Raw genomic sequence first — 20,393 nt, 5'->3', positions numbered from 1 at the left:
ACTGCGACCTCTCAGGCCCTAGCATTCGATGACGTTCACGGCAAGCCCGCCGCGCGACGTCTCTTTGTATTTCGTTTTCATGTCGGCGCCGGTTTCGCGCATGGTCTTGATCACGCTGTCGAGCGACACGTAGTGCTTCCCGTCGCCCTTGAGCGCCATGCGCGAAGCGTTGAGCGCCTTGATCGCGCCCATGGCGTTGCGCTCGATGCAGGGAATCTGCACGAGGCCGCCTACGGGATCGCAGGTCATGCCGAGGTTGTGCTCCATGCCGATCTCGGCTGCGTTCTCTACCTGCGTGGGCGTACCACCCATCACGGCCGCGAGCGCGGCGGCGGCCATCGAGCACGCCACGCCCACCTCGCCCTGGCAGCCCACCTCGGCGCCCGAGATCGACGCCGTTTCCTTGTAGATGATCCCGATCGCGGCGGCCGTCAGCAGAAAGTCGACGATGCCGTCCTCGTTCGACCCCGGCACGAACTTCACGTAGTAGTGCAGAACAGCCGGAATCACGCCTGCCGCGCCATTGGTCGGCGCGGTGACGACGCGCCCGCCCGCGGCGTTTTCCTCGTTGACGGCCATGGCGTAGAGGTTCACCCAGTCGAGCATCGAAAGCGGGTCGCGCAGCGACTCCTCGGAACGCGCGCGCAATTGCACCGCGAGGTCGGCCGCGCGCCGCTTCACGCGCATCGGGCCCGGCAGCTCGCCGTGCAGGCGGCAGCCGCGCTCGACGCAGGCGGCCATGGTGCGCCAGATCGCGAGGAGGCCGTCGCGCACGTCCTGCTCGCTGCGCGAGACGCATTCGTTGCGCAGCGCGACTTCGGCGATCGAAAGCCCGCTCTCGCGGCACACGCGCATGAGGTCGTCGCCGGTGCGAAACGGGTAAGGCACCTCGCCGGCGGGACGCAGCCCGTTGATGCGGTCGCCGTCGCGATTGACCACGAAGCCACCGCCGACGGAGTAATACTCCTTCTCCACGAGCAGTTGACCGTTCTCGTCGAACGCCTGGAAGCGCATGCCGTTCGGATGCGCAACGCCATGCGTGCCGCTCATGAGCCGGCGGTAGAACGCGAGATGCTCGCGCATGTCGAACGGCACGGCATGCTTGCCGAGCAGCACGAGGCGCTTGTCCTTGCGGATGGCTTCGAGACGCGGCTCGACCAGGTCGGGGTCGATCAGGTCGGGCAGATGGCCCTCCAGCCCCATCAGCACGGCCTTGTCGGTACCGTGGCCCTTGCCGGTCGCGCCGAGCGAGCCGTACAGCTCGATCTTCAGGTGGCGCACGAAGCCGAGCAGGTTCGCATCCTCCACGTGAGAGGCGAACCGGCACGCGGCGATCATCGGGCCTACCGTATGGGAACTGGAAGGACCGATGCCGATCTTGAACAGGTCGAAGACGCTGACGTTCATGAAATGCCTGCTGAAAAATGACGCCGGAAGTGGGCGGATCGTGGCGATCCGGCATGACGTCACTTCACCAAAGCGAAAATTCCGCCGATAGAACAAAAGCGGCATGGCCGTGGGACAAGGCCGCCACCGCAGGCGCGGCAGCCCCGATTGTTCGTTTATGCGAAGATAGATGGCGCAAAAACACAAGTGTCGCGAGCGCCGATCAGCGACGCTTGAGTGACCGGCCCCGCAGCCCGCGGGGCGTACGCCGTGGCCCGCGTGGGCCTTTTTCGCTTCGCTTTTCGCCATGCCCGATCCGCTGCCGGTCACGTCCGTCGACGCCTTGCCCAAGGAGCACATCCGCTTCGGCATCGTGCTGCTGCCCAATTTCACGTTGACGGCCTTCTCGGGCTTCGTCGACATGCTGCGGCTCTCCGCCGACGAAGGCGACTACAGCAAGCCCGTGCGCTGCTCGTGGCGCGTAATCGGCGAATCGCTCGCGCCCGTGCGCGCGAGTTGCGGTATCCAGGTCACGCCATGGGAGACGTTCGAGGACGCGCCGCCGGTCGACTATCTCGTCGTGGTGGGCGGCCTGCTGCATTCGGGCCCGCAGGCCAGCGAGGAAACCTTGAAGTACGTGCGCCGCGCGGCGCAGGCGGGCACCACGCTCGTCGGCATCTGCACGGGCGTGTTCGCGCTCATGCGCGCGGGCGTGCTGGACGGGCACCGCATCTGCGTGAGCTGGTTCCACTACTGGGATTTCGTCGAGCGCTTTCCGGCCGTCAATGCCGACGCCCTCGTGGCCGACCGCCTGTTCGTGATCGACCGGCGGCGCATCACCTGCTCGGGCGGGCGCGCCGCCATCGACGTGGCCGCCGCCATTTTGCTGCGCCACTTCGACCACGCCACGGTGCAAAAGGCGCTGCGTATCCTGCTCGTGGGCGAGCTGCAGCAAGGCAACGCCCCCCAGCCTCAGCCGCCGGGGCTGGAGCCGGCCACGCACCCCAAGGTGAAGCGCGCCATTCTCCTGATGGAGCAGCAGGTCGGGCGGACGGTGCCGCTAGAGGAGCTGGCCTGCAAGCTGAACCTTTCGCCGCGGCAACTGGAGCGTCTGTTCAAGGCGGAGACGGGGAAAAGCCCGCGCGCGTTCGCCAACCAGATCCGCCTGCGCACGGCCGCGTGGCTGCTCACGAGTTCGGATCGAACCGTCGCCGACATCGCATCGAGCTGCGGGTTTTCGGACGCCTCTCACCTGGGACGCGAGTTCCGCAAACAGTTCGGTGTGCCACCGATCGTGTACCGGAACAACGAAACGGCACGGCCAGCCGAAACCCCGTCGCTCGACGCGATTCACTGACGCCTCGCTCGGGGCATCCCTGCCAGGAAGCCGACGTAGACGCGTCATGACTGGCAAGCGCGCTCGCACAGATAGACGGTCAGGTCGGTTGCCGGCACCGCCGCCGACATGCGGCGCAACGTATCCACGACGAACCCGCGGTGAAATGTGTAGTGATTGACGACGTGGAAGAGGATTTCGCGCCGCGTCATCGTGCCTTCGCCGCCATCAAGGAATCGAAAGCGGACAGGCTCGTCCAGTTCGAGCGCGTTCACCGTGTCGATCCACGTCACCAACCGCGTATCGAGGTCCCGTTGCATCGCGCGCAGTGCGCCGAACGTCGTCGAATCCGGAACATTGCGCACGGTGAATCCATGGGAACGCTGTTCCAGATGAGCCTGGAAAATCGCACCCACGGCGTAGCCATGCCCCAACGTGCGCAGCACGCTGCCGAAGGTCGTCTCCAGGGGCGCCGTGACCGCCTCCTCGGGCAGCCCCGCCACCACGTCGTAAATCGTCTCGTTCGCCCATTGGCTATATCGGGCCAACATGGGTTCGTTACGCAGTGCCATTGGTGTTTCTCCACGCCATGATTGAACAACAGGAAAGCCGGTCGTACCCGTTGCCCGCATGGTAAATGCCGGTGCCTCATCGGGCTCTTATAATCAGGTCAATCTGACAATAGTTCGGGCCATGCCAACCGCCATTCCGGTCAGCTACGTGGAAGTCCCGCGGGACGTCATCGCCACGGAGCGTCTTTATCCTTCGGGTTTCGTCCATCCCGACCACACGCATGCGCGCGGTCAGTTTGCCTACGCGGCCGAAGGAGCGATGACGGTATTGACGAGTGCGGGAAACTGGATGGTTCCGCCCCGGTGCGCCGTGTGGCTTCCCGCCGAGTTTCCCCACGAGATGCGAATGAGCGGCCAGGTGCGCATGCTCAACGCCTTTGTCGACGAACGTGCGAAACAGGCCAGCCGGCTGCCCCGGCAATGCTGTGTCCTGGGTACGTCCGCCTTGCTCAGGAATCTGATCTCGGAAGCCGTGCATCAGCCCGCGCTATACAAACCGATGACACGCGCGGAACGGATCATGGCGTTGCTCCTCGATGAGATCGCCACCATGCAGCCGTTGCCGCTCAATGCCCCCTTGCCAGACGAGCCGCGCCTGGCGGCGCTTTGCCGGGACCTGCTGGCCGCGCCGTCCGTGTCGCTCAGTCTCGACGAAGCGGCACGCCGCACAGGACTCAGCCGCCGCAGTTTTACCCGGCTGTTCCGCGAGGAGTTGGGAATCAGCTTCGTCGCCTGGCGGCAGCAGGCATGTCTGCTCGCCGCCATTGCCCGGTTTGCGCAGGGCGAGTCGATCACCCGCGTAGCCTACGAACTCGGCTACAGCAGCCCGACGGCGTTTTCCAACATGTTCAAGCGCGTCGTCGGCATCGCCCCTCACCGCTATCAGGCGTAGGTGGTCTTGACCGGCGCTGTCTCGCCCGGCGTCAGACGCACTTCGGCCTGTTGCGGCAACGGGCGCCGGATGCAGTAGTCCGGATCTTTACGCTGGCGCCACAGGGCCGGGATGATTTCGCGGTAGGCGGCGAATAATCCGCGCGGCGCCGGCGGACATTGGGCCTGAATCAGCGCGTGCAGTTTCGGCAGGTTGTAGAACGGCACCATCGGAAACATGTGGTGCTCGATGTGATAGTTCATCTTCATGTAGAGGAAGCCGAACAGCGGGTTGAACAGCACGGTGCGCGTGTTCAGACGATGGTCCAGCACATCTTCGGCGAGGCCCGCATGCTGGGTGATGTTGAAGACCTGCGTGAGCGGCGAACCGTAAAAGCGCGGCAGAACGATGAACAGGGCTGGCAGGATGCTGTGAATGGCGACGCACCACGCCGCGGTTGCGGCGAAGATCGCCGTATAGATCCGGCTGGAGAAGACCATCCGCCCGATTTCCGATGCTGGCACGAATGTTCGCGTCGCGTTGCTCACGCTGCCGAAGGCATGACGGATGGTGCGCAGCACCTCGATCGTGCCGGACTTCAGGAAAAAGAAGTCGGCGAGCAGGCCGAGCAGACTGACCGGGCGCGGAAAGGCAATTTCACGGTCGTTGCCGGCAATCAGCGTGTTGGTGTGATGGCGCACGTGGCTCCAGCGCCAGTAGACCGTCTCGTGCAGCGCGAGAAACGAAGTCAGTTGAAAAAAGACCTTGTTAAGCCAGGTAGTCCTGAACGGTGTGCCGTGCGAAAGCTCATGCGCGCCATGCTCGCCGGCCGCGTAGAACAGACCGTATAGCGCGAACGCCGGCACGGCCCAGATCGTCCCCCAGCAGTGCCAGGCCAGCACGCCGCTGCCCATCAGCAGAAGCAGCCAGCTCCCCAGATACTGGAGGCCTTGCCAGTCGCTGCGCCGCATCAGTGCCTTCATCGTCTTGCGGTCCACCGTGCAGGCGAACCATTGCGCCGACACCAGCCCCTTCGCCGCCGCCTCCCGGCCTCGCGGCCCATCCAGCCGGTAATCTCGCACCCTCGCGGAATCTATCATTTCGCATCATCCCATGCCCGTCACGAACGCTCTCGAACGATCTTCGAGACCCTGTTGATTGCGATGGCCTGTCGCTGATTTCGAGTATAGTGAGGCACTGCGCCTCGCCAACGAGGTTCAGGGATTTCGCCTCACGATCCATCATCACATGCCGGGCATATTTGATAGTTTTTTATCAGGAAGGAAGGCAGGTAGCCATGTATCCGACCATGATGGATGTGGCCCGCGAAGCGGGCGTAGGCGTGGCCACGGTGGACCGGGTCATCAACAAGCGCGCCAAGGTCCGGCCCGAGACCGCACAACAGGTGCTCGAAGCGGCCGAACGACTCGGCTTTCGCCGGGCCGGTCTGATCCGGCATCGCATCGACGAGCGTACGGATGGCTACAAGCTCGGCTTCCTCCTTCAAAAGCGCAGCGTCCAGTTCTATCGCGACCTGGGCGATGCGCTGCATACGGCCGCCGGCACGTACAGCGCCGCTCCCGTCAAAGCCGTGATCGAGCATCTGGACGAACTGACGCCACGGCATGTCGCGGCGAAGCTGCAGGCGCTGTCCGGCAAAGTGGACGCCGTTGCCATAGTGGCGGCCGATCATCCGCAGATCAGCCAGGCCATCGACCAGCTCGCCCACGAGGGCACGCCGGTGTTCGCCCTGCTTTCCGATCTGAGCGCGCAAGGCTGCGCCGGGCACGTCGGCATCGATCATCGCAAGGTTGGGCGCACCGCGGCCTGGGCCGTCTCGCGGCTCAGTAAAACGCCGGGCAAGGTAGTCGTCATGCTGGGCAGCCACCGCTATCTGTGCCAGGAGCAGGCGGAAATCAGTTTCCGCGGCTATATGCGCGAGTACGCCCCGGACTTCGAGGTGATGGAAACCCTGGTCAGCCTGGAAGACATTCATCTGGCTCACGAGGCGACGCTCGACCTGCTCAGGCGCCAGCCGGACCTGGTGGGCATCTTCGTGGCGGGCGGCGGCATCGAGGGCGTGATTCAGGCGTTGCAGGACGATGACGTGCCGCGAAGACTGGTCACGGTATGCATGGATCTCACCCAGATCACCCGGCAGGCGCTGATCGAAGGGCAAGTCGATCTGGTGATCTCGCATCCCCTCGACGGAATGGCGAGCCGGCTGGTGAACGCGATGATCGAGGCGTCGCGCGACAACGGCATGTACCGGTCGATCCAGTCGCTCCTGCCGTTCGTCACTTATACCGAAGCCAATGTGTAGCCTGCCGCGGCTGACGAAAAAAACCCCCGGAGGGGCCGGGGGCGTTACAAAGGGCTCTGGTTGATACACCGCGCAGCCAGGCTAGGGGAGAAAGCTGGCGTGTGCGGCGGAAATCAGCATAACGCATCGAACCGGGCAACAGGTTTCCGGAAAATTTCGGATTGTTAGTGGATCAGCGGAAAGCGCTACCGCGCAATGAACCCGCCCCGCTCAGTCGCTTACGGGAACATTCTCCAGACGATACCCCACACCGTAGATCGACCGAACCAATTCCTGACCTGGACGGATCGCCTCGATTTTCTTGCGCAGATTCTTCACGTGCGAGTCGATGGTACGGTCCGCCACGACGCGATGATCGTCGTAGAGCGTCCGCAGCAAATAGTCGCGCGCGTAGATGCGCCCCGCGCCGGCATGCAGCAACGCGAGGAGCCGGAATTCGACCGGCGTGAGGTTGAGCTCCTTGCCATCGAGCTTCGCGACATGGTGTTGCCTGTCGATCACGAAGGGCGACGGCACGGCGTCTTCGCCCTCGTGCCCGGCGCGCGAGCGAACCTCGGCGCGGCGCAGTATGGCCTTCACGCGAGCAACCACTTCACGCGGGCTGAACGGCTTGCACACGTAGTCGTCCGCGCCCAGTTCGAGACCGAGCAGGCGATCGATCTCGTCCACGCGCGCCGTGATGATCATCACGGGAATTTCCGAAAACGTCCGCAGTTCACGGCATACGTCGAGTCCGGTGCGCCCGGGAAGCATCAGGTCGAGCAGCACCATGGCGGGCTGCTGCTCGCGCACGTAAGGCACGACGTCGCGGCCGTCTTCGAGGATCGCCGGCGTAAAGTTCTCGGCGGCCAGATAGTCGGCCAGCAGGGCCGAGAGCTTCGGCTCGTCCTCGACGATCAGGACGGTGGAGGGGGCGGCGGCGTCAGTCATGAGCGGAATTCAGACGTGGGAGTCGAACGAGTATCCTCAGACCGCCAAGCGGCGAGCGGGAGGCCTCGATGGTGCCGTTGTGGCGTTGAACGATGTGCTTGCACAGTGCAAGCCCAAGGCCCGCGCCGCCACTCTGGCGGCTGCGCGAGGAATCGACGCGGAAGAAGCGTTCGAACAGATGCGGCAACAGCGGATCGGGAACGGGCGGATACGAGTCTTGCACGTCGACGATCACCGTATCCTCCGCAGTCCTGATCGCCACGCGCGCGAGACCACCCGCGTTCGTGTAGCGCAGCGCGTTTTCCAGCAGGTTCTTGCAGAGTTGGGTGAGCCGGTAAGGATCGCCGGAAATGGCGGTCTCGCCGCTCCCGCCCTCGGCCTCGAATTCGAGCGCGATGCTTCTTGCCGCGAGGCGCTCGCGGAAGGCGTCGCAGGCCGCTTCGACGACCGGCACGACATCGAGCGAAACCATCTCGAACGAGAGCTGGCCGATATCCGCCAGCGCGAGTTCGTAGAGGTCGTCGATCAACTGGTTGAGCATCCCCACTTCGGCTTGCAGCGAGGCGAGGGTCGCGGCATCCGGGCGGCGCACGCCGTCCTCGATGGCTTCGAGCTCGCCGCGCAACACCGAGAGCGGCGTGCGCAACTCGTGCGAAATGTCGGCAATGAAGTCTCGCCGCATCCGCTCGTTCTTTTCGAGCGACTGCGCGAGCTGGTTGAAATTGCTCGCGAGCGTCTGCAATTCGTCGCCGCCGGTTTCGCTGACGCGCGTAGCGTAATCGCCGCCTGCCAGCCGGTGCGTGGCGCCGACGATGCGCTTCACGGGCGCCAGCAGAATACGCGCAAGCAGGATCGAGATCGCGGCGGAAAGCAGAATCGTAAAGCCGACGATGATCCACGTTGCCTGCGCCTCGCGCTGCTTGAAGCGCTGGCCCGCGCTGTCGACCAGCGCCGCCGGGCCCGCCACCGCGAGCCAGCCCACCGTGTGCCCGGCCACCACGAGCGCGCGGCGCGCGGAGTCCGGCGGCGCGGGAGGACCTTCGCTCGTGACGGGCTTCCTGTGCGTGTCGTAGACCGTAAAGGGCGGACGGGGCGGTTGCGCCCGCCCGGCAAAGTCGCGAGGCGACGGCCCGCCGTCGTTGCCTGGCGGGGGTAAGCCTTCCGGCCCGCGCGGGCCGCCCGCTACCTCGGACGGCAGGTCCGGCGGCGCGCCCATGGCCATCGGCGGACGGCCGCGATCTTGCGCCTCCTGGCGCAGAAAATCCCAGTTGCCGTGCTGAGCGTAAGACGCTTCGAGCTCCTGCTCGATCGCCCGGATGTCCGGCTCGCTTTGCTCCTGCAGAAAATCGACAAAGGCATAGTCGAAGCTCAGGCGTACCGCGATGCCTGACGCAACCGCCACGAGCACGCAGGCTCCGAGGATCGCGAAAAAGAGTTTCGATGTCGTGGTGATTTTCATGGAGTGCTGGCCGTGTCCCAGGGACTCGGGCGTGAAACGGTCGGATCGCCGCGCCCGCAGTGTGCCGGTAGCCGGCTGCCGCTATTTTCGCCCAAAGCCTGCCGAAAGCTTTCGGCGTACGCCTCAATCCACATTTTCTCCAGATTTCCCCATCTTTCTTGCACAGTTGCTCCGTATGATCGGTTTGCCTGCGCCGGCCATCTCGCCTTCGTGGTGCCGCGCAGCGTCAGTCGTCGAAAGGAACAGAACCCGTGGACATTCAGGTGCTAGTCGTCGAGCCCGATCCGGCATGCCGGGACACCTTGCGTGCGCATCTGCAGCGCAATCAGATCGACATGTCGGTCCTGTACGGCGCCGAGGCGCTGGAGCGGCGCCTTGCGCTCGAGTACCCGTCGGCCATCGTCCTGCGCCACGACCTGCCGGCAAACGACGGACTTTCGGTACTCCGGCGCCTGCGCGAAACAGGCTGCCTGCTTCCGGTCATCGTCATCAGCCGGTCCGACGACGTAGTCGACAAAGTGCTGGCCTTCGAGATCGGTGCGAACGATTATGTCGTCGATCCCTTCGATGCGCGCGAGCTGCTCGCACGCCTGCGTCACGCGCTGCGTTGCAGCCCGGCTTTGCCGAGGATCCCGCGCGATTACAAGCCGATCGTTTTCGACAACTTCGAACTCGCCCCCGCGGGTGCGCGTCTGCTCAAACACGGCAAGGAGATTGCGGCTTCCCCGCTGGAGTTTTCCGTGCTGACGGTGCTGGCCAGCAACCGTATGCGCGTGATGTCGCGTCCCTGCATTCTGAGCCAGCTCGACAGGAGGTCGAAGCTCAACGAACGCAGCCTCAACGTGATCGTCTGCCGCCTACGCAAACTGTTGGGCACCTCGCCGAGCGGGCGCCAGTATATTCAAACGCGCTACGGCGACGGCTATATTTTTTGCTCTGACGATGCATTTCCAGATTTTAGTTCTGCAGACGAGTTCGACACGCCCTGCGAAACAGACACGGGAACGGCGTACCGGGCCGGGTCCTCCGCGCATAGTCGCGTCGTCCCCTCATAATCCGCGTCCACGGCAGCGGTGCGAGAGGGTCTATGCGGCACGGGGCGGCCCCTGCTTTCGATCCCCTCATTGATCCGCGCCCTTCCCCCAAACGAACGATTCTGGATGCCGCTCGAGATATTCGGAAAGCGCATTCACGCTCACCGATGCGCGCCGGAGTTCGATCAACGCCTGGTCGACGTCGCGCGGCAACGGCGCCTGCTGGTCGAGCGTATCGTTTGCAGAGCGAAACGCTTCCCGGGCGGACGCGAGCGTGGCCTCCGCCGCCGGTACGAGTTCCCCGTCGAGACGTTCGAACAAGTCATTCGAATGCGCCAACGATGCGTTCAGATTGCTCCCGATCTCCTGTAGCGGCATACGGTCGAGTTTGCGAATGATATTCGCCAACTGATCCTGAAGTTCTTCGAGGGTATTCGGCACCGACGGCAGTTCGATGGGAGCATGGCTCATATCGACTCGGGCCGCGGGGGCATGCGGAAAGACATCGAGCGCCACATACTTCTGTCCGGTCAGCGGGCTTCCCATGCGCAACTGCCCGCGAAGCCCCCGCGCGACAAGCTGCTGCAGGAGGTTTTTTGCGGGCGCCCCGGTGCCGTCTCCCAGCGCGTCGCGATAGTTTCGTCCGAGTCGCGACGGATACAACTGCAGGGTGACCAGCATATCGAAGCGATCGTGCTCCGGATTCAGGTCGATATCGACCGCGATTACCGTGCCCAAATCGACGCCGCGGAATTCGACCGGTGCGCCGACCGACAATCCTCTAACCGACTGCGCGAAGCGCATTCGCACCACGGCGGCTAGCCCGTCGTCGTTACGCATCGCGTCTTCGCGATTGTCCGCGAGCGCAAAGGTCTGCCCGCTCGCGGCGGATGCCGCAGACACGCCGCCGAGCGGTTCGAACGCCACGCCACCCGCGACAACCGCCATAATCGACTCCGCCTGCATACGCACGCCGCCGGACCCGAATCGCATCTCGATCCCGCTTGCCTGCCACCACCGTGTATCGAACGTGACGAAGCGATCAAACGGCGCCTTGACGAAAGCGTCGATGAGGACGTTGCGGGAACCTGCCGCAAGCGAATACCCCAGTATCTGCCCCACTTGCACGCCGCGAAGATAAACCGGCGAGCCCGGACTCAACGAGCCCAACGATGCCGCACGAAGCGTGAAACACGTACCGCGCTGATCGCGGGTCACGACCGGCGGCGTCTCCAGTCCGATGAATTCGCCACAGGCCCGATGCGATTTCAGGTCGACGTCGACATCGATATAGGCGCCGGAGATAACGGACATCAATCCGGAAACGTTCCTTGGCCCGAGACGTGGGCGTACGACCCAGAATCGCGCCCCGCATGTCGCAATCGCTCGTCCGGCGGCATCGAGTTGCAGTTCCGCATCGATGTGCCGGGAGTCGGCGGACCAGCGCAAGCTCTCCAGCCGCCCCACTTCCACATTGCGATAGCGGACTTTCGTTTTCCCAGCCACGAGGCCCGCTCCCGACAAAAAGCTCACGGTCACGCGCGGCCCGGACGGTGTCAGCACATAGGCAAACGTGAGGATCCCGATCAATCCTCCGGCGACGAGGAGGAACCAGCCTGAGAACGGTCGGCGAAGACGCGTCATTCACCGCTTCCCCACGACGACACCCGTATGCCGACCGGCAGTCAGCGCAACTGCTCGACGAGAGCGTCGGCGCCTTTGTCGATGCCCGTCTTCGCCGCGCTCAGCGAGCCAAATGCCGCCGGCAGGTTCATCGCGTTCGGATATTGCTTCGTCACGTAGGCGCGCAGGAGTCGTCCCGTCGCGCTGTCGTAAACCTCCACCGCGTAGGATACCGAACCGCTGAATGCGCCCTTCCCGCCGCGGACCGCCTGAACCCCGTTGTAGAGATTGCCCGCAATGTCGAAGTGCATGGCCTGGCCGATTACGGCGGTCGTTTTCTCTGCGCCGGTCAGTGTGAGCTTCACGCGCAGCGTCGCGGGCGACGGTTGGGCCGTCAGGTCGAAGCGCCCGGAGAGCGCCTTGGCAAACGCCTTGTTCATGTATGCGGCAAGCTCGGACTTGTCTGCGTCGGACAGGTCGCCGAACTGGTTGTCGGTCCCGCGATACACCACCACGGGATCAACGATCACCTCGGCGTAGCGCGACCACACCACTGGCGCCACGTAGCGGAACGGTGTCCTGGCGGCATCGTCGCCCCGGTTCTCCTTCAACTGCGACGCCGATGCGAGATCGGTATAAGCAACCGGCTTCATGCTCGCGCAGGCCGATAACATCAGTAGTGCTACGTAAAATGCCGACCTGGAGAAAGAACGGATCTTGAACACGGGGGCTTCCTCTTAAAATGGGGCCAAATTGATGGGCGCGATGCGGCGGTATGCGACCGCAACGAGGACGAAGCGTAGCATTGTCATCTCAGAATGTAAACCGTCTGCCCGGTTTGTTTTTAGCGATCCATCCCGGACGCGCGTACAATACGGAGCTTCGCCAATTACAACGGCTCGCTCTGCGCATTAACAATGGATAACCAGACACGTTCGGAGATTTCGCGCAGAAAAGCGATTGACGCGGCGCTCTCGATCTTGACTCGCGATGGTGTTGGCGGACTGACGTTCGATTCGCTCGCACGCGAAAGCGGCATCAGCAAAGGCGGGCTGCTCCACCAGTTTCGCAACAAGCACGGCGTATTGCGCGGGCTCCTCGACCGCCAGCGCGAGCAGTTCGAACAGATTGCCCATGAACACCTGACTACAGGCGGAACCACGCGGCCCGAACCCGTTCTCTCCGCCCAGATCGCCATCTTCAGGGAGTCCGTCAAGCAGCCGAATTCAGTCGCGCGCGCAGTCCTCGCGGCCTTGATCGAAAGCCCTGCCCTGCTCGACGACCTCAAGTCCCAGGATGTCGCCAAGATGGAGCAGTTACAGGCCGAGGCGAAAGATCTCGAACTCTCGTTGCTGCGCTACTTCGCAGCCGCCGGGATCGCCTTCAACTCGCTGCTCGGCCTCTCCAGCATGCCCGAGGCCTTGCGCGACCGGCTTTTCGACCGGCTTCTCGACGACGGAAAGTGGTGAGAGCGTTACGCTGCGGCTCCCTGCAGCTGTCGAGGGTGACGCGCCGCCCGGCCGTGCGGCACGCCCCTGGACCTGGATGTTCTGCCCGATTCACATAAAACCAACGCCATCCTTCCTGGCAAAGGACAGACGCCCGCGGACCCTAGACGACCAGACAACCCTGCGCCTTGGCAACCGTCACCGTCGCTTCCATGCCCGCCGTAAACCGCAGATAGTCGTCCTCCATTCCATCGGAAAAAATCACGCCGTTTTCCGGCATGCGCGAGCGCAGCCGCAGCGGTTGCCCGGCACTCACATGGCCGAAAACCAGTTCGGTCTTCGACGCCCGGCTCGGAAACGGCTCCCGCACGGCGAACGTCAGTTGCGGACTGTCCCAGGACTGAGGCGGGTACTCGAAACTCTGGTCCGATCCCAGCGTGGCCCGCGTCACGCCGATCGCCCCCGTCACCACGCTTTTGACCCATGCGGTCGAGCCGAGTCCCGTGGACACGATAATGCCCGACGACGACTGCGATTCGCGTCGCTCACCCAACTCGATCTCATAGAGCGCGGAAGAATGCGTACGCGGCCCGACAAACAGGTCATTGACCGCGCGCAGCACCTGCCCGTCCGAAAGCCGTGCCTCCGCCATGGTCACGGCCTTCGTTGGACGACGGCCGCGGGCGACATCCGCGAGTACCGCGCCAAGGTCGGGCGGTTCGAACGGCAGCAACACGCCGTCCCACCTGCCGGGCTCCGGATTCAGGCCGATCAGCGGCTGCCCGCCCAGGTATTTCATCGAGTTCGCCACCAGCCCGTCCTGCCCGAGCGCCACGACTATATCGTCGGGCGCGAAAATGAAATTGGGCAGGTAGCCTCGGTCAACGATCTGGTAACGGCCCCAGCCTTCGAGCGCGCGAACGGTCAACTCCAGGCCACGCGCGTAGGCGGCGTGCTCGGCGAGGTAGTCGGAGAAGTCCGCGCCGAGATGCTCGATGTAGAACTTCGCCTGCGCGAGCGTGTGGTGCCGGGCAATCAGATCTTCATAGCGCGTGCAGCGTGTCACCAGCACGACTTTACGCGACTCGGTAGTCATGCTGCCTTCCTTTCTCCGCCGCCGATCAGACCCTGGAGCAGGTCGGGCGAGACATTGAGCTGACCGATGCGCTCCGCGCGTTCGGCGATGCCGCCGAACGCCTGGGCGATCAGTTGTCCCGGCTGCATGCCCGCAGCGGCGAGCGCGGTGACGATGCGCGGATCGGCCTTCTCCAGCGCCTGCATGACGGCTGCGACCCGATGCGCCTCGGCCTCCGCGAGGGTCCGGCTGTTCTGCGCCTGCCCGGCCACGAATGCCTTGCGCTTTTCCTCGAGCTCGATGTCCGACGCCATCTGTTCGTTGCGCAGCCCGTTTTCCTTGCGCATCAACGTGGCCTTCGCCTCCATCTGCGTTTCGCGGATCTGCCGCTTCTTCTGCTCGACCGCGATGTCGGTATCCAGTTCGTTTTGGCGAATCGCGCGCTCGTTCTCCACGGCCGACATCCGTCGCAGATAGACGGCGTCGTCAGCCGCCTTGAGGTTGGATTCTCGCGCCTCTGCTTCAAGGGCGCGCGCAATGTCCGGTGTGGGCTTCACGGCCATCACCGAGACGCCCAGAATCTCCAGACCCAGCGCCTCGATCTCCGGCTGATCCGCGAGCCCCTTCTGTACGGTCTGCGCGATTGCCGCAGAAGCGCGCAACGCCTGCTTCAGATCCATCGCCTGCACGGTCTGCTGAACGATCACCTCGACCTGCATCGCGACGCGATCCCCGAGCCGCTTCGGATCCTCCGACACATAGGTCCGGCCGTCCTTGCCCAGCGAGAAGTCCATCATCGCCGCCGTGCGGTGCGGATCGCGCACGCGGTAGGTCACCTGCCCCTGCACGGTGACGCTCTGGAAGTCCGCCGTCACCAGTTCGAGGATGAACGGACGATCCTGGCTCGCAACCGGCACGGAAACCAGCGTCGTCGCCGGCGCGTAGTAGAAAAACGAAAGCCCCGCGCCTTCGCGCACCATCTGGCCAGCGCGGAACTGCATGAGGTGAACGGTCGGCTGTGACTTGATGAACCGGATACCGAACATGATGTACTCCTTGTTTGAGTTGTACTGTACAACTTGCATAAGTTGCACAATACAACCTAGAATGAGGGTCGTCAAGTTTTTCTGGTTCGCCATGGCACATCCGAAACCCGCTTCCGGACAACGCGCAGGACATGGGCATGAGTTTCCCCAGCCCTATACGACTGTCGATGTCGTGATCTTCTCGGTGCTCGATAACGCGCTGCAGGTCCTGCTCGTCCGGCGTCCGGCCGAAGCCGGCGAACCGTTTCCGGGGCGCTGGGCGCTGCCGGGGGGCTTTGTCGACGTAGCGGTCGATACAACGCTCGAGGGTTGCGCGCGCCGCAAGCTGCTCGACAAGACCGCCGTGAGGAGTCCATATCTGGAGCAGCTCGGCAGTTGGGGGAGCGCGACGCGCGATCCGCGCGGCTGGTCGGCAACTCACGTCTGGTTTGCGTTGATCGCGGCGCAGGACGTCACGCTCGCGAAGGGCGCGAACGCTGCCGAAGTGGCGTGGTTCGCTGTCGACGCGGTAGCCCGGAAAGGCGGACTCGCATTTGATCACGACACCATCGTTCAAGCGGCGGTCGAGCGGCTACGCGGCAAGGTCGAATACACTTCGCTGCCGGCGTTCCTGTTGCCTGAGCCGTTCACGCTGCCGCAGCTTCAGCGTATGTACGAGATCGTGCTCGGCCGGCCCGTGGATAAAAGCGGCTTTCGTACGCGGATGCTCGCCGCAGGCTTCCTGAGCGAAGCGGGTTATGTCGCCGGGGAATCGAATCGGCCGGCCGTAGGCTATCGCCTCGTGGACCGAAGCACGCTTGCGGTGTTTCCGCGAACCTTTAGTCCGCGTGGCGGCGGCTGAGCACGGCTGACAGCCGCGCCTGCGGCGGGTAGTTCAGCCTTTCAATTCTCGCAAAGGTGCACGCCTTTTTTCACGCCGACACAAGAACCCCCTCTTGAAACCCGGTCAATCGCCTATATCGTAAAATCACGATATATACTTCGTGCAGCTACGATGTTTCCCAGATGAAGAAACCCACCCCCGCTCCTGTCGCGCTCGACATCGACGCCATCCACAAGGCCCTCGCCAACCCCGTGCGGCGCGAGATCCTGGCGTGGCTGCGCGAGCCGCAGGCGTATTTCGCCGATCAGGAACTGCCGCTCGACCAGGGCGTCTGCGCCGGCAAGATCGACGCGCGCTGCGGGCTGTCGCAATCCACCGTCTCCGCTCACCTCGCGGTGCTCCAGAAAGCGGGGCTCGTGTCGTCGAAGCGGATCGGCCAGTGGGTTTTCTTCAAGCGCAACGAAGCGGTCATCGAAGCGTTTCTCGCTCACGTGAACGCTCAGTTGTGACGGAGCCATCGTCCTTTCATTCGCAGCCCATCCAGTTCGCGGGCCATGCCCGCTCAAGGTGAAACATGGCAACCCTTTTCGACCCCATTCAGATCGGCGCGCTCACGCTCCCCAACCGTATCGTCATGGCGCCGCTCACGCGCCAGCGCGCCGGCGAGGCCCGTGTGCCCAACGCGCTCATGGCGAAGTACTACGCCGAACGCGCGTCGGCCGGCCTCATCATCAGCGAGGCGACTTCGGTGACGCCGCAGGGCGTCGGCTATGCCGAAACGCCGGGCATCTGGTCGCAGGAACAGGTGGCGGGCTGGAAGCTCGTGACCGACGCCGTGCACGCGGCCGGCGGCCGCATCTTCCTGCAGCTCTGGCATGTGGGCCGCGTGTCGGACCCCATCTTTCTCGACGGCGAGCTGCCGGTTGCGCCCAGCGCGATCGCGGCGCAGGGCAACGTGAGTCTCGTGCGTCCGCAGCGCGCCTACGTGACGCCGCGCGCACTCGAAACCGATGAAATCCCCGGCGTCGTTGCCGCGTTCCGCCTCGGCGCCGAAAACGCGAAGGCGGCCGGCTTCGACGGTGTCGAAGTGCACGGCGCGAACGGCTACCTGATCGATCAGTTCCTGCAGGACAGCACGAACCATCGCACGGACGCCTATGGCGGTTCGATCGAAAACCGCGCGCGTCTGCTGCTCGAAATCACCGACGCGTGCATCGACGTCTGGGGCGCGAATCGCGTAGCCGTACATCTCGCGCCGCGCGGCGATGCCCACACGATGGGCGACTCGAATCCCGCCGCGACCTTCGGCTACGTCGCACGCGAACTCGGCAAGCGCAAGATCGCGTTCATCTGCGCGCGCGAGTCGCTGGGCGACAATCGCCTCGGCCCGCAACTGAAGGCCGAATTCGGCGGCCCGTTCATCGCCAACGAAAAGTTCACGCTGGAATCGGCCCAGGCCGCACTCTCCGCCGGCGAAGCCGACGCCGTGGCATGGGGCCAGCTCTTCATCGCGAACCCGGACCTGCCGCGCCGCTTCGAACTGAACGCGGCGCTCAACACACCGAATCCGTCCACCTACTACGCACGCGGCGAAACGGGTTACACCGACTATCCCACGCTGGAAAACGTGGCGTGATCTGACGTGACCCAACGGGGCGGCCGTACCACGGCCGCCCCTTGCTGCATGGGGCACGCGTGCCGCCAGGCGCGCCGTCGCGGTCAATCGTGCCAGAGCAGCATTGCACCGCAGGCGGCCACCCATTTCCTCAGGGCTTTTTCCATAGGCCGTTTCAATTGGCATCCGGCGCGAGCGTGTCCTCTAATGGAAGCCTTCCGCTTTGCCCCGCTGACTGGAGATCCTCCATGCCTCAAGCCGACGCCACGCAAATCGTCCACACTATCGCCGCGGAAACCAATACGCCGGAAGAAACCGTCGCGCGCCTCTATGCCGACACCCTCGACAGTTACCGCGCCGAAGCCAGCATTCAGGACTATCTGCCGCTGTTCGCCGAGCGCAAGGTGAGAGCGGCGCTGCGCGAAAAGAAAAGTAAGCCGCACTAAGCACCACTGAACGCCAGAAAACACCAAGCCGCCCCTCTCATTCCCACTATCTGGATTGCACGCGCTGAGCGCCCGGCCAGCGCGGGATTTCGCGCGCCCGTCGTTTGCGCGCTTGCGTGCGTCTGCCCCCTTGTTTGCGCCCTTTTGTCCGTCGTCAGTCGCGGAGGCTCTTAAGACTCGTTTAATTCTTCGCTGTAACCATACGATCACCCCTGTTGAGCCGCCGGAGCATCGGCGGCGTTTTTTTGTAGGCGCCGCCGCTTGCCGCGCGACGGCGCTACCTGGCAAGCAAAGTAGAACGAAGGAGCCAGTTCATGGTTGAAGACGACGTGCTGATGCACCTGCAACTGCTGCTGGACGACGGCGCGCGGGCGAACGTCGCGAGCTGCCGGGTTTCGGGTCCGCTCCCGCAGCCGTGGGGCCGGCCTTGCCTGCTTGTCGAATGGACCACGCTGCTCGACGACGGCGCGCGCCGCCAGGTCGTGCCCGCCGAAAGCTCGGCGCTCGACATTGCCCGTCTCGTGGCCGCGCACGTGCCCGGCCGCCGCATCGTGCTGAACGGCGAGCCCGCCGAGCCCGAACGCGGCCGCACGCGCCGGCGCGCGCGCTCAGGTACGCGCGCGGCGCGCTGACCGCGCGGCAGCGGCTCTCCTCCGCTTTTTTCCGGCTACCGGTTCGCGCCCGTTCGGGTGCGCCCGGCCTACGCCACCCGCTTCCCCAATTCGGCTTCGAGCGCTGCGCTCGCGCGCGTCATGGGCGCGCGCAGCTCGTTGCGGATCAGCCCGCAATGCGCGAGCGCCGCCTTCACGGGCGCGGGATTCGGCTCCGCAAACGCCGCGCGCACGATCGGCACGAGGGCATGCCACAGCGAGCGCGCTTCGGCCAGCCGTCCCTCGCTCACCTTGCGCGCCAACGCCACGAAGCGCTCCGTGCACAGATGCGCCGACGCCGCGATCGCTCCGCTACCACCAGCACACAGGACACCGAACATCTCGATGTCTTCGCCGCAGAGCACCTGCAAACGCCCATCCAGAATCAGCGAAAGCGTCTTGTCGAGCGAACCGCCGCAATCCTTCACCGCCACGATGCGCTCGTGGCCGGCAAGTTCGAGCAGCGTCGGCAATTCGAGCTGCACCCCGGTGCGCGCCGGAATGTCGTAGAGGATCACAGGCTTGCGGCTCGCATCGGCGATGGCCGCGAAATGGCCAATCACGCCGGCCTGCGACGGCCGGATGTAGTACGGCGCGGCCGCCAGCACGCCCGCGACAGGCAGGGCGTTCAGCTCGGCAACGCGCTCGCACACCGAAGCCGTATGGTTCCCGCTCACGCCGGCGACTACCGGCAGGCCGTCCGCCGCCGCCAGTACGGTCGCGAGCACGGCGTCCTGCTCGCGCGCGTCGAGCGCGGCGGGCTCGCCCGTTGTGCCCAGCGCGACGAAGCCGGCCACGCCGGCGCGTGCGTAATGGCGCACGAGCGTATCGAGCGCGGTGTGATCGACCTCACCTGCGTTGAACGGCGTGATGAGCGGAATCCAGATACCTGAAAAGATGGACATGACTTTCCCTTGAACCCGACCGTATCGAAAGGTCCGTCGAGCAATGTGCAGAAGGGAAGCGAGCCGGGGATAACGCGGTAGGCAGGGCGGGCTGTTCCGTCGCACATCTGACGACGGAACAGCAGGCTCCGGTCAGATGAGCCGCTGTTTTTTGGCTTTGGCGTTCACGCCGGCCGACGAGGCGCGCACGAACGCACGCGTCGCGCGCGAAGCGGCGACGGCGGACGAACGGAGGCGGCGGGATGCGGTGCGTGACATGCGCGACAGTGTAACCGGGATTGCTCGCGTACGCACGGTCGCGCTGACACGGGCATAGCGCCTCAGGCGGGCGTCTCGTCCCACACCTGCGAGTCGCGCTCATGAGGCAAGGGTACATTGAGCAGCAAATCCGGCGCGGCGGCGTCGCGTTTGGTCAGCTTGCCCTCCACGGTCGCGCCGCACTCCATCTGCAGCTGGAGGTAGCGAATATTGCCGGTCACGTGCGCGTTCGCCTTGAGTTCGACGAAGTGATCCGCGATCACGTCGCCGACGATATGCCCGTTCACGACGATGTCGTAGCCGTGCACGTTGCCTTCTATCGTGCAGCACTCGCTCAGCACGAGCAGCGACTCCGTGCCCGGCTTGGCCCTGACGTTGCCGCGAATCGTGCCGTCGAGCCGCAGCCCGTCACTGAATTCGATATCGCCCGCGATGCTGACGTCCTGTGCGATCAACGTCGCCAGTTTGGTGTGCTGAATGCCTGCCTGTGCTTTTTTCTTGCCGAACATGAATGACCACCGTTGAATATGCCTTGCCGCGCCAATGCTCGCGGATACGCGTCGATACGCGTCGATACGCGCGCCGCGCCGCCG

20 protein-coding genes and 1 pseudogene are annotated in these 20,393 nt (G+C 64.4%); 10 read left to right on the top strand and 11 right to left on the bottom strand.

What is annotated here, in order from left to right:
- Nucleotides 1-18 precede the first annotated feature (18 nt).
- Entirely contained in the window at nucleotides 19-1,407 is a 1,389-nt protein-coding gene (locus WJ542_RS25400; RefSeq protein WP_411192229.1) for an L-serine ammonia-lyase, read from the bottom strand.
- A gap of 286 nt (nucleotides 1,408-1,693) precedes the next feature.
- Here WJ542_RS25400 and WJ542_RS25395 point away from each other — a divergent pair, with 286 nt between their 5' ends.
- Nucleotides 1,694-2,743, top strand: a complete 1,050-nt coding sequence (locus tag WJ542_RS25395) for a GlxA family transcriptional regulator (protein ID WP_411192228.1) — start codon at nucleotides 1,694-1,696, stop codon at nucleotides 2,741-2,743.
- A 44-nt stretch (nucleotides 2,744-2,787) separates the two neighbouring features.
- Here WJ542_RS25395 and WJ542_RS25390 read toward each other — a convergent pair whose 3' ends face one another.
- Nucleotides 2,788-3,294, bottom strand: coding sequence for a DinB family protein (locus WJ542_RS25390; protein WP_411192227.1), 507 nt, complete (start codon nucleotides 3,292-3,294; stop codon nucleotides 2,788-2,790).
- 121 nt (nucleotides 3,295-3,415) lie between these two features.
- On the opposite strand from WJ542_RS25390, the gene WJ542_RS25385 reads away from it, so the two are divergent.
- Complete coding sequence (locus WJ542_RS25385) at nucleotides 3,416-4,186, top strand: AraC family transcriptional regulator (protein WP_411192226.1); 771 nt, start codon at nucleotides 3,416-3,418, stop codon at nucleotides 4,184-4,186.
- On the opposite strand, the gene WJ542_RS25380 is transcribed toward WJ542_RS25385, so the two are convergent.
- Nucleotides 4,177-5,265, bottom strand: a complete 1,089-nt coding sequence (locus WJ542_RS25380) for a fatty acid desaturase (RefSeq protein ID WP_411192225.1) — start codon at nucleotides 5,263-5,265, stop codon at nucleotides 4,177-4,179. The two genes, WJ542_RS25385 and WJ542_RS25380, sit on opposite strands and share 10 nt — an antisense overlap.
- A 197-nt stretch (nucleotides 5,266-5,462) precedes the next feature.
- Between WJ542_RS25380 and WJ542_RS25375 the strand changes: the two genes are divergently transcribed.
- The gene (locus tag WJ542_RS25375) at nucleotides 5,463-6,488 is read left to right on the top strand and encodes a LacI family DNA-binding transcriptional regulator (RefSeq protein ID WP_411192224.1); all 1,026 of its coding nucleotides are present in this window, start codon (nucleotides 5,463-5,465) and stop codon (nucleotides 6,486-6,488) included.
- A 210-nt stretch (nucleotides 6,489-6,698) separates the two neighbouring features.
- Here the strand turns inward: WJ542_RS25375 and WJ542_RS25370 are convergent, their stop codons facing one another.
- Together WJ542_RS25370 and WJ542_RS25365 are read right to left on the bottom strand one after the other, a co-directional pair.
- Entirely contained in the window at nucleotides 6,699-7,418 is a 720-nt protein-coding gene (locus WJ542_RS25370; RefSeq protein WP_411192223.1) for a response regulator, read from the bottom strand.
- A complete protein-coding gene (locus WJ542_RS25365; protein ID WP_411192222.1) occupies nucleotides 7,411-8,877 on the bottom strand; it encodes an ATP-binding protein in 1,467 nt (488 codons plus the stop codon). Before WJ542_RS25365 ends, WJ542_RS25370 begins: the two co-directional genes overlap by 8 nt.
- A gap of 251 nt (nucleotides 8,878-9,128) precedes the next feature.
- Here WJ542_RS25365 and WJ542_RS25360 point away from each other — a divergent pair, with 251 nt between their 5' ends.
- The gene (locus tag WJ542_RS25360; protein ID WP_411192221.1) at nucleotides 9,129-9,932 is read left to right on the top strand and encodes a response regulator transcription factor; all 804 of its coding nucleotides are present in this window, start codon (nucleotides 9,129-9,131) and stop codon (nucleotides 9,930-9,932) included.
- A gap of 66 nt (nucleotides 9,933-9,998) precedes the next feature.
- Here the strand turns inward: WJ542_RS25360 and WJ542_RS25355 are convergent, their stop codons facing one another.
- Together WJ542_RS25355 and WJ542_RS25350 are read right to left on the bottom strand one after the other, a co-directional pair.
- Nucleotides 9,999-11,555 carry a PqiB family protein gene (locus WJ542_RS25355; RefSeq protein WP_411192220.1) on the bottom strand — a complete coding sequence of 519 codons (1,557 nt, stop codon included), beginning with the start codon at nucleotides 11,553-11,555 and terminating at the stop codon, nucleotides 9,999-10,001.
- Nucleotides 11,556-11,596: 41 nt separating this feature from the next.
- A complete protein-coding gene (locus WJ542_RS25350) occupies nucleotides 11,597-12,208 on the bottom strand; it encodes a DUF3313 domain-containing protein (RefSeq protein WP_411192219.1) in 612 nt (203 codons plus the stop codon).
- Nucleotides 12,209-12,451: 243 nt separating this feature from the next.
- Here WJ542_RS25350 and WJ542_RS25345 point away from each other — a divergent pair, with 243 nt between their 5' ends.
- Complete coding sequence (locus WJ542_RS25345; protein WP_411192218.1) at nucleotides 12,452-13,003, top strand: TetR/AcrR family transcriptional regulator; 552 nt, start codon at nucleotides 12,452-12,454, stop codon at nucleotides 13,001-13,003.
- Nucleotides 13,004-13,145: 142 nt separating this feature from the next.
- On the opposite strand, the gene WJ542_RS25340 is transcribed toward WJ542_RS25345, so the two are convergent.
- Together WJ542_RS25340 and WJ542_RS25335 are read right to left on the bottom strand one after the other, a co-directional pair.
- Nucleotides 13,146-14,078, bottom strand: coding sequence for an NAD(+)/NADH kinase (locus tag WJ542_RS25340; RefSeq protein WP_411192217.1), 933 nt, complete (start codon nucleotides 14,076-14,078; stop codon nucleotides 13,146-13,148).
- The gene (locus WJ542_RS25335) at nucleotides 14,075-15,103 is read right to left on the bottom strand and encodes an SPFH domain-containing protein (RefSeq protein ID WP_411192216.1); all 1,029 of its coding nucleotides are present in this window, start codon (nucleotides 15,101-15,103) and stop codon (nucleotides 14,075-14,077) included. The genes WJ542_RS25340 and WJ542_RS25335 overlap by 4 nt, the downstream gene beginning before the upstream one ends.
- Before the next feature lie 91 nt (nucleotides 15,104-15,194).
- Between WJ542_RS25335 and WJ542_RS25330 the strand changes: the two genes are divergently transcribed.
- The 5 genes and pseudogenes from WJ542_RS25330 to WJ542_RS25310 form a co-directional block, all read left to right on the top strand.
- A complete protein-coding gene (locus WJ542_RS25330; protein WP_411192215.1) occupies nucleotides 15,195-15,944 on the top strand; it encodes an NUDIX hydrolase in 750 nt (249 codons plus the stop codon).
- Between the two features lie 164 nt (nucleotides 15,945-16,108).
- Entirely contained in the window at nucleotides 16,109-16,435 is a 327-nt protein-coding gene (locus tag WJ542_RS25325) for an ArsR/SmtB family transcription factor (protein ID WP_411192214.1), read from the top strand.
- Between the two features lie 65 nt (nucleotides 16,436-16,500).
- The gene (locus WJ542_RS25320; protein WP_411192213.1) at nucleotides 16,501-17,562 is read left to right on the top strand and encodes an alkene reductase; all 1,062 of its coding nucleotides are present in this window, start codon (nucleotides 16,501-16,503) and stop codon (nucleotides 17,560-17,562) included.
- A gap of 227 nt (nucleotides 17,563-17,789) precedes the next feature.
- On the top strand, nucleotides 17,790-17,987 hold the full coding sequence (locus tag WJ542_RS25315) for a DUF3562 domain-containing protein (protein WP_411192212.1): 198 nt from the start codon (nucleotides 17,790-17,792) through the stop codon (nucleotides 17,985-17,987).
- 314 nt (nucleotides 17,988-18,301) lie between these two features.
- Nucleotides 18,302-18,532: pseudogene (locus WJ542_RS25310) on the top strand (DUF2866 domain-containing protein); the annotation flags it as partial.
- Between the two features lie 155 nt (nucleotides 18,533-18,687).
- On the opposite strand, the gene dapA reads toward WJ542_RS25310, so the two are convergent.
- The gene (dapA, locus tag WJ542_RS25305; protein WP_411192211.1) at nucleotides 18,688-19,542 is read right to left on the bottom strand and encodes a 4-hydroxy-tetrahydrodipicolinate synthase; all 855 of its coding nucleotides are present in this window, start codon (nucleotides 19,540-19,542) and stop codon (nucleotides 18,688-18,690) included.
- 320 nt (nucleotides 19,543-19,862) lie between these two features.
- A complete protein-coding gene (locus tag WJ542_RS25300) occupies nucleotides 19,863-20,309 on the bottom strand; it encodes a bactofilin family protein (RefSeq protein WP_411192210.1) in 447 nt (148 codons plus the stop codon).
- Between the last annotated feature and the right edge of the window lie 84 nt (nucleotides 20,310-20,393).

The sequence above is a fragment of the Paraburkholderia yinzeri genome (assembly GCF_046581065.1).
Classification (GTDB): Bacteria; Pseudomonadota; Gammaproteobacteria; order Burkholderiales; family Burkholderiaceae; genus Paraburkholderia.
The sequence above is the reverse complement of the archived record's forward strand: the minus strand, read 5'-3'. Positions and strand labels throughout refer to the sequence as shown.

Bases quoted from the DNA above. Each gene is read 5' to 3' on its own strand.
- WJ542_RS25380 (WP_411192225.1), bottom strand. From the start codon at position 5,265: ATGATAGATTCCGCGAGGGTGCGAGATTACCGGCTGGATGGGCCGCGA.
- WJ542_RS25340 (WP_411192217.1), bottom strand. From the start codon at position 14,078: ATGACTACCGAGTCGCGTAAAGTCGTGCTGGTGACACGCTGCACGCGC.
- WJ542_RS25365 (WP_411192222.1), bottom strand. From the start codon at position 8,877: ATGAAAATCACCACGACATCGAAACTCTTTTTCGCGATCCTCGGAGCC.
- dapA (WP_411192211.1), bottom strand. From the start codon at position 19,542: ATGTCCATCTTTTCAGGTATCTGGATTCCGCTCATCACGCCGTTCAAC.
- WJ542_RS25350 (WP_411192219.1), bottom strand. From the start codon at position 12,208: ATGTTATCGGCCTGCGCGAGCATGAAGCCGGTTGCTTATACCGATCTC.
- WJ542_RS25320 (WP_411192213.1), top strand. From the start codon at position 16,501: ATGGCAACCCTTTTCGACCCCATTCAGATCGGCGCGCTCACGCTCCCC.
- WJ542_RS25315 (WP_411192212.1), top strand. From the start codon at position 17,790: ATGCCTCAAGCCGACGCCACGCAAATCGTCCACACTATCGCCGCGGAA.
- WJ542_RS25335 (WP_411192216.1), bottom strand. From the start codon at position 15,103: ATGTTCGGTATCCGGTTCATCAAGTCACAGCCGACCGTTCACCTCATG.
- WJ542_RS25345 (WP_411192218.1), top strand. From the start codon at position 12,452: ATGGATAACCAGACACGTTCGGAGATTTCGCGCAGAAAAGCGATTGAC.
- WJ542_RS25395 (WP_411192228.1), top strand. From the start codon at position 1,694: ATGCCCGATCCGCTGCCGGTCACGTCCGTCGACGCCTTGCCCAAGGAG.
- WJ542_RS25325 (WP_411192214.1), top strand. From the start codon at position 16,109: ATGAAGAAACCCACCCCCGCTCCTGTCGCGCTCGACATCGACGCCATC.
- WJ542_RS25300 (WP_411192210.1), bottom strand. From the start codon at position 20,309: ATGTTCGGCAAGAAAAAAGCACAGGCAGGCATTCAGCACACCAAACTG.
- WJ542_RS25370 (WP_411192223.1), bottom strand. From the start codon at position 7,418: ATGACTGACGCCGCCGCCCCCTCCACCGTCCTGATCGTCGAGGACGAG.
- WJ542_RS25330 (WP_411192215.1), top strand. From the start codon at position 15,195: ATGGCACATCCGAAACCCGCTTCCGGACAACGCGCAGGACATGGGCAT.
- WJ542_RS25400 (WP_411192229.1), bottom strand. From the start codon at position 1,407: ATGAACGTCAGCGTCTTCGACCTGTTCAAGATCGGCATCGGTCCTTCC.
- WJ542_RS25355 (WP_411192220.1), bottom strand. From the start codon at position 11,555: ATGACGCGTCTTCGCCGACCGTTCTCAGGCTGGTTCCTCCTCGTCGCC.
- WJ542_RS25375 (WP_411192224.1), top strand. From the start codon at position 5,463: ATGTATCCGACCATGATGGATGTGGCCCGCGAAGCGGGCGTAGGCGTG.
- WJ542_RS25390 (WP_411192227.1), bottom strand. From the start codon at position 3,294: ATGGCACTGCGTAACGAACCCATGTTGGCCCGATATAGCCAATGGGCG.
- WJ542_RS25385 (WP_411192226.1), top strand. From the start codon at position 3,416: ATGCCAACCGCCATTCCGGTCAGCTACGTGGAAGTCCCGCGGGACGTC.